Origin of the sequence: Pseudomonas sp. PDM04 (assembly GCF_014851765.1) — a bacterium.
GTDB lineage: Bacteria > Pseudomonadota > Gammaproteobacteria > Pseudomonadales > Pseudomonadaceae > Aquipseudomonas.
On the sequence record NZ_JACVAI010000001.1, the window covers coordinates 264,265 to 278,653 of the forward strand.

Annotated in this window: 14 protein-coding genes and 1 tRNA gene; 2 read left to right on the top strand and 13 right to left on the bottom strand. The window is 54.9% G+C overall.

Features of this window, described 5'->3' with window-relative positions; translation table 11 throughout:
- Positions 1-112 precede the first annotated feature (112 nt).
- From IB249_RS01215 to thrS, 13 genes are all read right to left on the bottom strand, one after another.
- Positions 113-1,162 carry a hypothetical protein gene (locus IB249_RS01215; RefSeq protein ID WP_192301716.1) on the bottom strand — a complete coding sequence of 350 codons (1,050 nt, stop codon included), beginning with the start codon at positions 1,160-1,162 and terminating at the stop codon, positions 113-115.
- The gene (locus IB249_RS01220; protein ID WP_192301717.1) at positions 1,162-2,706 is read right to left on the bottom strand and encodes a hypothetical protein; all 1,545 of its coding nucleotides are present in this window, start codon (positions 2,704-2,706) and stop codon (positions 1,162-1,164) included. The genes IB249_RS01215 and IB249_RS01220 overlap by 1 nt, the downstream gene beginning before the upstream one ends.
- Positions 2,707-3,516, bottom strand: coding sequence for a hypothetical protein (locus tag IB249_RS01225; protein WP_192301718.1), 810 nt, complete (start codon positions 3,514-3,516; stop codon positions 2,707-2,709).
- An 11-nt stretch (positions 3,517-3,527) separates the two neighbouring features.
- The gene (locus IB249_RS01230) at positions 3,528-4,964 is read right to left on the bottom strand and encodes a hypothetical protein (protein ID WP_192301719.1); all 1,437 of its coding nucleotides are present in this window, start codon (positions 4,962-4,964) and stop codon (positions 3,528-3,530) included.
- A 737-nt stretch (positions 4,965-5,701) separates the two neighbouring features.
- Positions 5,702-5,778: transfer RNA gene (locus tag IB249_RS01235), tRNA-Pro, on the bottom strand.
- 89 nt (positions 5,779-5,867) lie between these two features.
- Entirely contained in the window at positions 5,868-6,224 is a 357-nt protein-coding gene (locus IB249_RS01240; RefSeq protein WP_003179985.1) for a MerR family transcriptional regulator, read from the bottom strand.
- Positions 6,205-6,507 carry an integration host factor subunit alpha gene (gene ihfA / locus IB249_RS01245; RefSeq protein WP_002553164.1) on the bottom strand — a complete coding sequence of 101 codons (303 nt, stop codon included), beginning with the start codon at positions 6,505-6,507 and terminating at the stop codon, positions 6,205-6,207. Before ihfA ends, IB249_RS01240 begins: the two co-directional genes overlap by 20 nt.
- Before the next feature lie 3 nt (positions 6,508-6,510).
- Positions 6,511-8,892 carry a phenylalanine--tRNA ligase subunit beta gene (gene pheT / locus IB249_RS01250; RefSeq protein ID WP_192301720.1) on the bottom strand — a complete coding sequence of 794 codons (2,382 nt, stop codon included), beginning with the start codon at positions 8,890-8,892 and terminating at the stop codon, positions 6,511-6,513.
- Positions 8,893-8,918: 26 nt separating this feature from the next.
- Positions 8,919-9,935 carry a phenylalanine--tRNA ligase subunit alpha gene (gene pheS / locus IB249_RS01255; RefSeq protein WP_192301721.1) on the bottom strand — a complete coding sequence of 339 codons (1,017 nt, stop codon included), beginning with the start codon at positions 9,933-9,935 and terminating at the stop codon, positions 8,919-8,921.
- A gap of 109 nt (positions 9,936-10,044) precedes the next feature.
- Complete coding sequence (gene rplT, locus IB249_RS01260; protein ID WP_007905879.1) at positions 10,045-10,401, bottom strand: 50S ribosomal protein L20; 357 nt, start codon at positions 10,399-10,401, stop codon at positions 10,045-10,047.
- Positions 10,402-10,429: 28 nt separating this feature from the next.
- Entirely contained in the window at positions 10,430-10,624 is a 195-nt protein-coding gene (gene rpmI / locus IB249_RS01265) for a 50S ribosomal protein L35 (protein WP_002553160.1), read from the bottom strand.
- Positions 10,625-10,684: 60 nt separating this feature from the next.
- Positions 10,685-11,236, bottom strand: coding sequence for a translation initiation factor IF-3 (gene infC, locus IB249_RS01270; RefSeq protein ID WP_169851780.1), 552 nt, complete (start codon positions 11,234-11,236; stop codon positions 10,685-10,687).
- Positions 11,236-13,158: a threonine--tRNA ligase gene (thrS, locus tag IB249_RS01275; protein ID WP_192301722.1), complete on the bottom strand. Its 1,923-nt coding sequence runs from the start codon at positions 13,156-13,158 to the stop codon at positions 11,236-11,238. Before thrS ends, infC begins: the two co-directional genes overlap by 1 nt.
- Before the next feature lie 369 nt (positions 13,159-13,527).
- On the opposite strand from thrS, the gene IB249_RS01280 reads away from it, so the two are divergent.
- Together IB249_RS01280 and IB249_RS01285 are read left to right on the top strand one after the other, a co-directional pair.
- Positions 13,528-13,830, top strand: coding sequence for a hypothetical protein (locus IB249_RS01280; protein ID WP_192301723.1), 303 nt, complete (start codon positions 13,528-13,530; stop codon positions 13,828-13,830).
- Between the two features lie 292 nt (positions 13,831-14,122).
- The gene (locus tag IB249_RS01285) at positions 14,123-14,335 is read left to right on the top strand and encodes a cold-shock protein (RefSeq protein ID WP_003179963.1); all 213 of its coding nucleotides are present in this window, start codon (positions 14,123-14,125) and stop codon (positions 14,333-14,335) included.
- The last annotated feature ends 54 nt before the right edge of the window (positions 14,336-14,389 follow it).

Consider the following 14,389-nt stretch of genomic DNA (forward strand, 5'->3'; position numbering starts at 1 on the left):
AACACGCTGACGTCCCGCCACTGGGCTGGTGATGAGTGATCATTACCAGCCTAGCCTTGCGTAATTCTGAGCCTGTTAACACGCTTCAGAAACCGCATATCGACGACAAGACCTAACGTCGAACTTCAACCTTGTAGAACAAATTTTCGATCATCAGGCGGCGCCGATCGGACATCACTGCCCCTTGAATTTGACTCGCCAGTCGCACATAGAATTTACACTCTCGTTGATTGGCTAAATCAGAGATGGAGCGTGCCGCCTGAAGAAAGTCCTCATACGTGCGAGTGGTGTTTGCCATCAGAGCGGAGAAATTCGGGAGCGCTTCAGCATCTGCCTGTCGTGTTGGCGGCCAGGCCGGTTCAAAGCTCAGTGAGTCCTCCTTCAAGTACACCGTGAGGAACATTTCTGCTTTGCCGGCTTCGTTCGCCCAGCAAGGCGGCAGATCGCCTCCCTTGCCCTTGTTCAGCTTGTTTTGTAGAAACTGAACCTGCCCTTTCAGGTCACTGTTGGTTTTCTGCAACGTCGTCGGATTTGCACCTTGTTTCTCGGCTTGGGCATAAGCTTCAGCGTTCTTCACAATATCTGAAATCTGCTCCAAAGTCGGAACGCCTTCTTGACCTAACGCGGCCTTCAACAATTGCTCAGTTGCCTTGAGAGCACCTATGCGTTTGATGACGTCCGTGGGTTGTGCGTCCTTTTCCTGGTCAGGATCGACCACGAGTTTTTTGAGCTGGTCATAGGACATCATTGTTTCAAGGATAAGGCGCTTGGCATCTTCACCCTTGTTTTTGCTACCAGCCTCCTGCAAAGCCTTATCGATAGCGGCTAGCGCAGTAAGCTGTTCATCTTTCTGAGTGAGTAGCACCTTGAGGCGGCCGGCCTCTTCTTTTGCCTTGGAGGCATCGATGAGCTTCGAAATGATCTCGTCTGGATTTTTCACCTTTAGAGAAACCATCCGCGCCTTGAGCTCATCACTCGCAAGCTTGATAGCTTGTTCACGCTCATCGATATTTTGATAGGCGGAAATTTTGTTCGCCATCTCCGTATTCTTATGCGTGAGCTGCCAAACTTTGTACCCCATCAGCAAAAGAAGAATGAAACACAAAATGATCCAGATTTCGGTAAGTGACAGCTGAAACACCTGATCATTTTTAGAACTCATCAGGCAGTTCTCACATCCGACGCAGGCACATGGTCGAGGGCCAGCGTCGCGTTGGCAATTGACTCGAGTGATGATCCGAAAGCTTCTTCGCTGGCCGCTATCAAACGTGTTTCAGGATTGCTGATGAGATCAATCTTGCCCATCAGATCATCCAGCAATCTGGCATTCGCCGCCTCGATGCCGCGGTTGCTCAATTCAACGCTGGCAGCCAGCGCCTTATGCACATCACTGCTGGCCACGACCGCCTCCACCAACGGCATCAACGTCAAGCGTAAATTGTCCGCGAAGACCTCGTTACTCTTAACACCGGAATCGCTGACGGCATTTAGTGCGCCCGTTACTTCCTGAGTTAAACGTTCCAATGTGGTTTCGTCACTCACAACAGTGCGTAATTCTTCAAGCTTTTCGACAATTTTCGCGAATACCTGCTGGTTAGCTTTCATGTCCTCCATGAAATCCTCTCGTTGATCTTCCAACGCGTCCAGATAGCTTTTTTGAATTTGTTCCACTCGATCCATGACGTCACTGCCCTGTGACTTCATCGATTGCGCCAAGCGTTCTTGGCTTTCCACGATAGAACTAACCGCGGCGACTGCCTGTCCGATCGTTTCAGTTTTGGTGTTCAAACTACGGATCGCAGTGCCCACCATCCGAGCGGCAGCCTTGACGTCCAATGCCAATGTAGAGACCCCTTCGTTCAGGGTGTCGGTGGTTCCGGATAGCGTATCAATAGCGGGGTTAAGTTTTTGAGCGAACAGGTTATCCGGGAACAGAGTCTGATCGAGCCGCTCCTGTGCTTTTTTACCGAAGTCGAGTGCATGCGATTCCATGCGATCGAGTGTCTGAGAGCTGTTCTCAGAAAGCCCGTTGATGGTGGTCAGTAAATCCGTACTGGCGTCATTGGCTTGTTTAAGGATGCGTTCGAAAGCTTCATTGCTTTGACGGGTAGCGCTGGCGAAAAACGCATCCATAGCATTGGTGCTGTGCTGAGAGATCGTGGTGATTTGCTCATGGACGCTCTGCACTGCTTCCTTGGAAGCAGCCATAACTTGATCCCTGAACACCTCCAGCTGCTGGCTGGCAGCGTCAAAAGCCATGGTCAGGTTTTCAGCCGACTGAACAGCACGCTCCTCAACGCTCCTGACCGCGTCGTTTGTATCAACTTTGAAGCCTGTATGTAGCACCCTGGCTAGCATGCCTATGGCTGTGCTCACCATCGCGGCGCCAAACCGAACGGCCATTCCATTGAGATTCTCACCAATGGAGTTAATGTCGAGCAGACAGATGATGATGCTGCCGACAGTGAATAAGAACCCGAGGTAGTACACCGAGTCCGCAAATTTTGCGAGGGTGAGCTGGACATTCCACTTCTCCCGTACGCGGTAACCTACAAACCAATAACAACACATCACGAGCAATGGAAGCATAAAGCCGAGCCAGAAAGGCTCGTTGAGTAGGAGGCTGGTTACGGCCAAAGTAGCCTTGAGTATTACCGCCGCAATGAAGTAGGTTTGCACCCGGCGCACGTGCTTGTTGAAGTCCAATTACAGCCCCTCCATTGCAGTAATTCCCTCAATCGAAGCCCCGTTGGCCTCGAAATATTGAGCCCAGAAATTGCCAAGCTCGTTGGTTTGTGGCGTTTTCTGCTCGTTAGCCAGCAAATTGATGGTCACGGTGGCTCCGTTTAAGCCTGGCGCTTGGGCGTTACGACCATAAGGAGACTTGGCGAACTCTGCATAATTGTGTCGTTTATTTTTGTACATTGAGAAATCAGGCATGTTGGCCAACATGTCCGAGTAGATAACAAGCTTGCGGTCACCTTTTACGTTGGCATGATCGAACCCGTTGATGCCTACCAGTTGGAGCATCTGAAAAATGGGTGACAGCTTGCTGTGTTCGTCGAGTGGGATATGGCGCACAACGGCATCGAGCGGCTTGGCGAACTTTTCATTGAAATCCCTATCAACAAACTTCTTGGTCGCTGTGAGTTGACTGCGATCGCCCCACTGACCAGGGTTGCAGCGTTCGAAGATAGGCTTTTCGTTTTGCTCAAATTTTTCCCCGAGCAAAAACACAGAAAGCAGGTGCCCTTCAGGCACCTCGTTCAACACCATTGTCTTGAGCCGCTGGGACAAAGCAGCCTTTTGGGTGAAAGGGAACGGCGAGGTGTTATCAATTAACACGACATATTGGCCTTTAGGGCCGTTACTGGGGCAAAGGGTCTCCTTGTCCAGGGTTTCGTGGTTCATTTTGTAATAGCCAATCCCGCCGAGCACCAAGGCGACTGCAACGCCAATCACACCGCCCCAAACCCATTTCCCGGTGTTACTTTCACGCTTGGCATAAACCGACATCAAAAATCCCCTTATACCAAATCCTGGAGCGGCTGAAGCTGGTTGTATTGCTGGTTGAACGAAGATTGGACTCTTGCCCGGATCGGCTCAACTTCAGCGACTAATTCACGCAGAAGCTGCTCCTGTGCATCCAGTCGCAACTCATCCTTCTGAACACTGAAATCCGGCATGTCCAGGGGGCCAAATGTCACTGGATGGTCGAAATAATCAGGTGGTTGAGCATCCGTAGGGCGCGCCATCATATTTTCGTTCTGGTAGTAGCGGGTTAGGCTCTGCAGCGTTTCATCGGCCATGAACAGCGTTTCGAATACCTGTTTTTTCACTATCGACTTCTGGTTCATATTGAACTTGAAAGCTTTGATCGCCTTTTCAGCTGCCTGCACGCCACTATCGATTTTCAACAGCACTTCTGCCTTCTCGACTTCCAGCCTATCTCGCAAGCCTTCGATCAGTTCGATATAGCGGCGGTGAGCCTCAGCATATTGACTCCATACCCCCGCATACCCCGGATAGCGATCCGTGAAGTTGTAGCCCTCCCAAACGCCGACACAGCCAAACACAATCGTCCCGAAGAACAGAATCAATGACTCGAAATCCTGAATGGGAAATATGCCTGTGCGAAGGCTTTGCCAAACCAGAGGGAAGGCGTTTTGACTTCCGCCTTCATCCACGGTCAGCACATAACGGAAATAGGAGATCAACACCCCCAATCCAATCATGACGGCTACTGCCAAAGCGAAAGAGACCCACCCCCAAAACTGGCGTGTTCCCCTGACGTGGTTCTTGTTTCTGAAACCAAGCCCTGCGAGAAAACACGCAAGTACGTTGAAAAACGACAACATGAAGGCCATCGTAAAACCGCTGAGCAAACCACCCTCCAGTCCTGAGCCGAAGAACGTGGCATTTAGCGCGCCTTCTAGGACGCAACAGCCAAGCACGACCATCAGCTTGAAAAATTGGCTACCACCAGTGGGGCATTTTGCAGGGATACTGGGCAGGCGGTTTTCGCTACGAAAATCGCTGAGGATCTGAAATTTTGTTTTTGTGTCAGCTGCGAAATCCTTCATACGCCCGTCTTCACGAGTAAGGTGATGATCGGACGTACGAACAAACTCGTTCCCTAACTCGATGGCGCGGTTCATATCCAGCGTAATGTCGATCGAGTCCAGGCGATTCTGAATTTGCTTAACACGCTGCTCGCCATACTTCACCGTTTGCTCTCGCATCCGGCCAAGCTCCGCACGGACGGCGTGCTCGGCAGAGGTTAATTGCGTATCGCCGCTCCTCGGGATGCCTTTCGCGCCGTGCTCTCTAGCGATTTTTTGAAGATCCAGCTTTTTCTTGAGCTTCTCAGGGTCAATCTTCGGGATGAGCGGTTCGCTATGCTCTGTTTCCTGGCTCGAAAAAAGGGAAGCAATAAAAGCAAAGAATCTTTTGAAAAAATGCATTGAAGACATCCATGCGCTTTGTTAATCAATGGCTTATGACATTCATATGCGCTAGCGTGCTACGCAGCATAAATTGCCGTTTTTATCGTTCTGGAGGGTGGGTTCAGGAGGAATCGTCGTCCGTAACGTACAGCCGTATCAAATAGCCATCAAGGTGGCGAAATGATGACTGCACCACTGCTCCATAGCAAGCAGGGATGAGTAGTTTGCGGACTGACGGGCGGGCTAATAGGCGGCTGCTAGTCAAAGCAAGAATTTTTACTCGGCTGGAGGCCCAACTAGGTTGGATCATCCGCGCAGTACTAGAAGGGTCCGAACTATTCGCCAAGCAGCCTCAACTTGTAGGCCGCTGCCACGCCTTTGAAGCTAGATTGTTCATGGTGGACTACGACCTACGCAGTCTAGTCCCCTGACGGCTATACGATCCCAGTGCCGCCCAAGCCTAACTTCCGGGTATGCAGGATGACCCGAGCGACCTGAGATAAACAAGCTGATGATTGACCTGTATGTAGTTCTCAATCAGCAAGAAAATAGCCTTAAACACTCAAAAACGTTAGGACCTGAAGAGAAAGACCAAACAGCATTGGTAGAGAGAACACGCGTGAGCGCCAAAGCCTGCGCCCGCCCCACGCGGAAGCCGTGAGGATTCCACCCAGAACCGGTGGTTTTGTGGGGGTAAAAACGGCAAAAAATAAAAAGGGGTCGCGAGATAAAATCTCGCAACCCCTTGAATTATATGGTCGGGACGGAGTGATTCGAACACTCGACCCCTAGCACCCCATGCTAGTGCGCTACCGGACTGCGCTACGCCCCGACTAGGCGTGAAACTTGTTCTTCACCTCGAAGAACGCTCAAGAATATATCGCAAGCGGTTGAAAACTGGAAGTATTCAAACGAATGATTTTATTTCTTGAGGACAACCAGCACATCTTCCAGCTCGGCAATCATCTGCCGAATCATCTGCTTGTACTGGGTGGTGTCATCTTTGGCCTCATCACCGGACAAACGCAAGCGCGCACCGCCGATGGTGAAACCCTGATCATAAAGAAGCGCGCGGATCTGCCGGATCATCAGCACGTCCTGTCGCTGATAATACCGGCGGTTTCCGCGTCGCTTGACGGGGTTGAGTTGAGGAAACTCCTGCTCCCAATAGCGCAGCACGTGCGGTTTTACCGCACACAGCTCGCTGACTTCACCAATGGTGAAGTAGCGTTTGCCTGGGATGACGGGTAGCTCGTCGTTATGACTTGGTTCCAGCATAAGCCTCAACTCGGGCCTTCAACTTCTGCCCTGGACGAAAGGTGACCACACGGCGAGCCGTGATCGGGATTTCTTCACCCGTTTTCGGATTGCGGCCAGGCCGCTGGCGTTTGTCCCGAAGGTCGAAATTGCCGAAACCGGACAATTTGACCTGCTCGTTGTCTTCAAGAGCGTGCCTGATTTCCTCGAAAAACAGTTCGACCAATTCCTTGGCTTCCCGCTTATTCAGGCCCAGCTCTTCATACAGACGTTCCGCCATCTCAGCTTTCGTCAAAGCCCCCATACGTCACTTCCTTAACGTGGCGTTCAACCTTTGTTCGAGCGAGGTGAGGATGTTTTGCGTCGTGGTATTCACCTCATCGTCATTAAGAGTGCGCGATGGATGCTGCCAGGTCAAGCCAACTGCAAGGCTTTTTCTATGCGGATCAATACCTTTACCCTGATACACGTCAAATAGCCTGAGGTCTGTCAGCCATTCACCTGCATTTTCACGGATTACGTCGAGCACGGCATTGGCCGCGACGCCGACATCAGCGAGCAGCGCCAGGTCACGACGCACTTCAGGAAAGCGCGACAACTCCTGGAATTTCGGCATTTTCCCCAACGCCACTTCTGCCAGCACCAGCTCAAAGACGAAGACCGGACGATCAAGGCCCAGGGCCTTGGACAATTCAGGGTGAATCGCGCCGACAAAACCGACCAGACGCCCCTCACGCTCAATGCGTGCGGTCTGGCCTGGATGCAATGCAGGGTGCTTGCCCGGCACGAAAGAGAACGAATCCAGTGCCCCGGCGAAACCCAGCACGGCTTCCACATCGGCTTTGACGTCGAAGAAATCCACGACATCGCGACCTTGTGCCCAGCCTTCCGGCAAACGGCTACCGCACACCACACCCGCCAGCATCGGCTCCTGTTTCAGACCGTCCAGTTGCCCGACAAAACGCAGGCCACTTTCGAACAGACGGACACGGTCCTGTTGACGGTTCAGGTTGTGCTGAAGCGCCTTGACCAGACCCGGCCACAGGGACGAACGCATCGCCGCCATGTCGTTGGAAATCGGATTGGCCAGCAACAGCGGCTCGACACCCGGATTAAACAACTCGAATTGTTTCGGATCGATGAAGCTGTAGGTGATCGCCTCCTGATAACCACGGGCCACCAGCAGGCGACGCAGCTCAGGCAGGTCGCTGCGCGCTTCGGCCTTGGCTTGCGGCGCCAGGCGGGCTTGCGGGTAACGCACCGGCAGACGGTTATAACCGTACAGGCGCGCCAGCTCTTCGATCAGGTCAACCTCAAGGCTGATGTCGAAGCGATGGCTCGGCACTTCCACGCGCCACTGCCCTGCCCCTTCGGCGGTGATGGTCAGGCCCAGGCCGCTGAGCAGGCTCTCGACCTCGGCCGAGTCCATTTCCATGCCCAGCATCTGGCTGATGCGTTGGGCGCGCAGGGTCACCGGCGCGATCGACGGCAGGTGCTGCTCGCTGACGGTTTCGATGATCGGACCCGCTTCGCCGCCAGTGATGTCCAGCAGCAGACCCGTGGCGCGCTCCATGGCTTCACGGGCCAGCTTCCAGTCCACGCCGCGCTCGTAACGGTGCGAGGCATCGGTGTGCAGGCCATAGGAGCGGGCCTTGCCGGCAACGGCAATCTGATCGAAAAATGCGCTTTCGAGGAAAATGTCGCGGGTGGTCGCGGTGTTGACGCCGCTGTGCTCGCCCCCCATGACGCCGGCGATGGCCAGGGCCCGGGTGTGGTCGGCAATCACCAGCGTATCGCTACGCAGGCTGACTTCCTGGCCGTCGAGCAGTACCAGCTTCTCGCCTTCTTCAGCCATGCGAACGCGGATGCCGCCGTTGATTTCGGCAAGATCGAACGCGTGCAGGGGTTGTCCCAGTTCGATCATCACGTAGTTGGTGATGTCGACGGCAGCGTCGATGCTGCGCACGTCGGCGCGACGCAGACGCTCCACCATCCACAGCGGCGTAGGCCTGGACAGGTCGACATTGCGGATCACGCGCCCCAGGTAACGCGGGCACGCAGCGGGTGCGAGCACGTCAACCGGACGCACTTCGTCGTGCGCGGCAGGCACGCTGGCAACGACCGGACGGGTGACCTTGGCGGCATACAGCGCGCCGACTTCACGGGCCAGACCCGCCAGGGACAGGCAGTCGCCGCGGTTCGGGGTCAGGTCGACCTCGATGCTGGCGTCGTCCAGGTTCAGGTATTCACGAATGTCCTGGCCCACCGGTGCATCGACCGGCAGTTCCATCAGGCCATCGTTGCCCTCACCGACCTGCAGCTCGGCCTGGGAACACAGCATGCCGTTGGACTCGACGCCCCGCAGCTTGGCTTTCTTGATCTTGAAGTCACCTGGCAGTTCGGCACCGATCATGGCGAACGGGATTTTCAGGCCCGGACGCACGTTCGGCGCACCGCATACGACCTGGAAGGTTTCCGAGCCATTGCTGACCTGGCACACACGCAACTTGTCCGCGTCCGGGTGTTGCTCGGTGCTCAGCACCTCGCCCACTACCACGCCACTGAATTCACCGGCGGCCGGCGTAACGCTATCGACCTCAAGACCGGCCATCGACAGACGAGCAACCAGCTCGTCGCGACTTACCTGCGGGCTGACCCAGCCGCGCAGCCATTGTTCACTGAATTTCATCCTGCTCTCCTAAGAATTCGTTACGACTAGCGAAATTGCGCGAGGAACCGCAAGTCGTTGTCGAAGAACAGACGCAAGTCGTTCACGCCGTAACGCAGCATGGCCAGACGCTCTACGCCCATGCCGAAGGCAAAGCCGGAGAACTCTTCCGGGTCGATGCCGGACATGCGCAGCACGTTCGGGTGGACCATGCCGCAGCCCATGACTTCCAGCCAACCCGTCTGCTTGCAGACGCGGCAGCCTTTGCCGCTGCACATCACGCATTCCATGTCGACTTCGGCCGATGGCTCGGTGAACGGGAAATACGAAGGACGGAAACGCACGGCCAGTTCTTTTTCGAAGAACACGCGCAGGAACTCTTCGATGGTGCCTTTGAGGTCGGCGAAGTTGATGTCGCGGTCGACCAGCAGGCCTTCAACCTGGTGGAACATCGGCGAATGGGTGATATCGGAGTCGCTGCGGTACACGCGACCCGGGCAGACGATGCGGATCGGCGGCTGTTTCGATTCCATGGTGCGGACCTGTACCGGGGAGGTATGGGTGCGCAGCAACATGTTGGCATTGAAATAGAAGGTGTCATGCATCGACCGGGCCGGGTGATGGCCTGGGATGTTGAGTGCTTCGAAGTTGTGGTAATCGTCTTCGACCTCTGGACCTTCGGCGATGCCGTAGCCAATGTGGGTGAAGAATTGTTCGATACGCTCCAGCGTGCGGGTCACCGGATGCAGGCCACCGGAGGTCTGGCCGCGGCCAGGCAGGGTCACGTCAATGGACTCGGCAGCCAGTTTGGCGGCCAGATCGGCCTCTTCAAACAGCGCCTTGCGGGCATTGAGAACCTCTGTAACACGCTCCTTGGCAACGTTGATCAGGGCGCCGACCTGTGGGCGTTCCTCTGGTGGCAGATTGCCCAGGGTCTTCATCACCTGAGTCAATTCACCCTTCTTGCCAAGGTAGTGAACCCGGATTTGCTCCAGGGCATTGATGTCTTCAGCGCTTTGCACAGCCTCTAGTGCTTGAGAGACGAGCGCATCCAGGTTTTCCATGTACAGACTCCAGATACAAAATAGGGGAAGAGCTTGAAGGCTCTTCCCCTATTTATGACGTTTAACACCTGGCCCCACAGAGGTGAGGCCGGGTGACTGTCGGGGGTACTTAAGCCAAGGTGGCTTTAGCTTTCTCGACAATCGCAGCAAACGCCGCTTTTTCGTTCACTGCCAGATCAGCCAGAACCTTACGGTCGATCTCGATGGACGCTTTTTTCAGGCCGGCGATGAAACGGCTGTAGGACAGACCGTTGATACGAGCACCAGCGTTGATACGAGCGATCCACAGAGCGCGGAACTGACGTTTTTTCTGACGACGGTCACGGTAGGCGTATTGGCCTGCCTTGATTACCGCTTGCTTGGCAACACGGAATACGCGGGAACGAGCGCCGTAGTAGCCTTTAGCAAGTTTCAGAATTTTTTTGTGACGTTTACGGGCAATGACGCCACGCTTTACACGAGCCATGAGTTACTTCCTCTATTCTTGACTAAAATTAACGAAGGCGCAGCATGCGCTCGACTTTTGCCACGTCAGACGGATGCAGCAAGCTGCTACCGCGCAGTTGACGCTTACGCTTGGTCGACATTTTGGTCAGGATGTGGCTCTTGAAAGCGTGCTTGTGCTTGATACCGTTAGCAGTTTTCAGAAACCGCTTAGCAGCACCACTTTTGGTTTTCATTTTTGGCATGTTCGGATACTCCGCATTCAGTTGATAAACATAATCAGAAGGCCTGCCGTGCCCTGTTGATTACTTCTTCTTTTTCGGGGCGATGACCATGATCAGCTGGCGTCCTTCCATCTTAGGATGCTGTTCGACCGAACCGTATTCGAGCAGGTCAGCTTCAACCCGCTTGAGCAGTTCCATCCCCAGCTCCTGGTGGGCCATCTCACGGCCGCGGAATCGCAAGGATACCTTGGCCCTGTCCCCGTCACTCAGGAAACGTACCAGGTTGCGCAGTTTTACCTGGTAATCCCCTTCCTCCGTCCCTGGACGAAACTTGATTTCTTTAACCTGAATCTGCTTCTGGTTTTTCTTGGCCGCGGCAATCTGCTTCTTCTTCTCGAAGATCGATTTGCCGTAGTCCATCAGTTTGCAAACAGGGGGTACTGCATCGGCGGAAATCTCCACCAGATCCAGCTTGGCCTCTTCAGCCTTAAGAAGCGCGTCTTCAATTGACACAATCCCAAGCTGTTCACCTTCAGCTCCAATTAACCGAACCTCGCGTGCCGAGATATTCTCGTTGATCGGGGCCTTCGGTGCAGCTCGTTTATCTTGTCTCATTTCACGCTTAATAATAATTACTCCGAATCTGGGCGACCACGCCGGGAAACCGCTTGCGCGAGAAACTCAGCGAACTGGGCGACGGGCATCGAGCCCAGGTCAGCACCTTCACGAGTACGCACAGCGACAGTTTGCATTTCGACTTCCTTATCTCCGATAACCAGGAGGTATGGAACCTTGAGCAAAGTATGCTCGCGGATTTTAAAGCCGATCTTTTCATTTCTCAAGTCAGACTTGGCACGAAACCCGCTTTCGTTGAGAGTTTTTTCCACCTGGGCGACGAAATCTGCCTGTTTATCAGTGATATTCATCACCACTGCCTGGGTCGGAGCCAGCCACGCAGGGAATGCACCCTCGTAGTGCTCGATCAGAATTCCGACGAAACGCTCGAACGATCCGAGGATCGCCCGGTGCAACATCACCGGATGCTTGCGGCTGTTGTCTTCGGAGACATACTCGGCGCCCAGACGGACAGGCAGGTTGAAATCGAGCTGCAGGGTACCACACTGCCAGACACGGCCGAGGCAATCTTTCAGCGAGAATTCGATCTTCGGCCCGTAGAACGCGCCTTCTCCCGGCTGCAGGTCGTACGGCAGGCCCGCACTGTCGAGGGCTGCGGCCAATGCGGCCTCGGCACGATCCCACAGCTCGTCGGAACCCACGCGCTTTTCCGGACGAGTGGACAGCTTCATCTCGATGTCCTTGAAGCCGAAGTCGGCGTAGACATCCATGGTCAGCTTGATGAACGCGGCGGACTCGGCCTGCATCTGCTCTTCGGTGCAGAAGATGTGGGCGTCATCCTGAGTGAATGCACGCACCCGCATGATGCCGTGCAGCGCGCCCGACGGCTCGTTACGGTGGCAGGCACCGAATTCGGCCAGGCGCATCGGCAGCTCACGGTAGCTCTTCAGGCCCTGGTTGAACACCTGCACATGGCAAGGGCAGTTCATCGGCTTGATGGCGTAGTCGCGGCTTTCCGACTCGGTGGTGAACATGTTGTCGGCGTAGTTGGCCCAGTGCCCGGACTTTTCCCAAAGGCTACGGTCGACGACCTGAGGCGTCTTGATCTCCAGGTAACCGTTTTCGCGCTGAACCTTGCGCATGTACTGTTCGAGGACCTGATACAGGGTCCAGCCGTTCGGATGCCAGAACACCATACCCGGCGCTTCTTCCTGGGTGTGGAACAGGCCCAGGCGCTTGCCGATCTTGCGGTGATCGCGCTTTTCAGCTTCCTCGATGCGCTGGATATAAGCCGCCAGCTGCTTCTTGTCAGCCCACGCCGTGCCGTAAACGCGCTGCAACTGCTCGTTCTTGGCATCGCCACGCCAGTAGGCGCCGGACAACTTGGTGAGCTTGAAGGATTTCAGGAAACGCGTGTTCGGCACGTGCGGCCCGCGGCACATGTCGACGTATTCTTCGTGATAATACAGGCCCATGGCCTGCTCGTTCGGCATGTCCTCGACCAGACGCAGCTTGTAGTCTTCGCCGCGGGCCTTGAACACTTCGATCACTTCGGCGCGCGGAGTGACTTTTTTGATCACGTCGTAATCTTTCTCGATCAGCTGCTGCATGCGCTGTTCGATGGCCGCCATGTCGTCCGGGGTGAAAGGACGTTCGAAGGCGATGTCGTAATAGAAGCCTTCGTCGATGACCGGCCCGATGACCATCTTGGCAGTCGGGTACAGCTGCTTGACCGCGTGGCCGACCAGGTGCGCGCAAGAGTGGCGAATGATCTCCAGCCCCTCTTCATCCTTTGGCGTAATGATTTGCAGCGTGGCATCGCTGTCGATGATGTCGCTGGCGTCGACCAGCTTGCCATTGACCTTGCCGGCCAGGGTGGCCTTGGCCAGGCCAGCACCGATGGATGCGGCGACCTCGGCAACGGAAACCGGGTGATCGAATGAACGTTGACTGCCGTCGGGAAGAGTAATAGTTGGCATGGCGCCTCCTCTCCTAGTGGTGACCCCTACCAAAGGTCACGTGGGTTGGGATGAGCCAGTACAAGATCCAGTCCAGGCCATTCAATGACGAACGCCTGCCTTACAGCGGCAGGAGCCTTGCGGCCAACCGGAAAACCGAACCAGAGTGACTGGGATTCAAATCGGGGTTATTCGGACATTCGCCGCCGGGACCGCGGGTCATCCGGAGCGTGCAAACACCCGAGCGACGCATGCTAGCACAGATGAACGGTCATCGCCGCGCCCAGGTTTTCCATTGGGGCAAATCGGCCATTTTATGCCAGAGTGCTGAACTTGGCCCCCTTTCACCCCTCAGATAAAAAGACATTGACCCACAAGGAGCATCTCAGCATGCGTCTGAATCGTTTGTTCGCAGTAGTCGCCCCCATTGCCCTCCTGCTGCCGCTGACTGCCCACGCCGACTGGCCCAAGGGCGAACGCGAGAAGTACATGGCGCAGTGCACCCAGGCGGCAAGCCCCCAGATCGGCGCCGCTGCAGCCAAGGCCCACTGCGCCTGTGGTGCGGATGCGATCAAGTCGTACCCCGCCGCCGATCTGCAAGCTCTGATGGATAACAAGGCCGACGAAGCGCTGCAGCGCAAGGCGCTCACCCAGATTTCAGCGTGCAAGGCCGATAACAAGGCCAAAAAATAACGTCGAACAGACGCGAGAAGGGCTCGACTACCGTTGAAAATCCCGCGAAAAAGCGCCCTTTTCAACAATTTATGCAGGTTTTACAGCTTTTTTTATCGTCTTTACTTTAGCCTGAAAGCCTTTTAAATCGGGGCTTTCAGGCGCATCGAGCAACAAAGAGCGAGCGACTGAAGGGTAAACAGTACGTCCGGGGGGCTCCCAAATCGAACATTTCGACTATGATACCCCGGTGTGCCCAGTTGGCCTGAGCAGCACAGTACTACTGAAAATATATGTTTCTTGGAGATACACCATGTCTAATCGCCAAACCGGCACCGTTAAATGGTTCAACGATGAAAAAGGCTTCGGCTTCATCACTCCTCAAGGTGGCGGTGACGACCTGTTCGTACACTTCAAAGCTATCGAAAGCGACGGTTTCAAAAGCCTGAAAGAAGGCCAAACCGTTTCCTTCGTGGCTGAGAAAGGCCAAAAGGGTATGCAAGCTGCACAAGTTCGCCCAGAGTAATTTCCCGGCGCGCTAAAAAAACCCCGTCCATGTGACGGGGTTTTTTATGGGCGA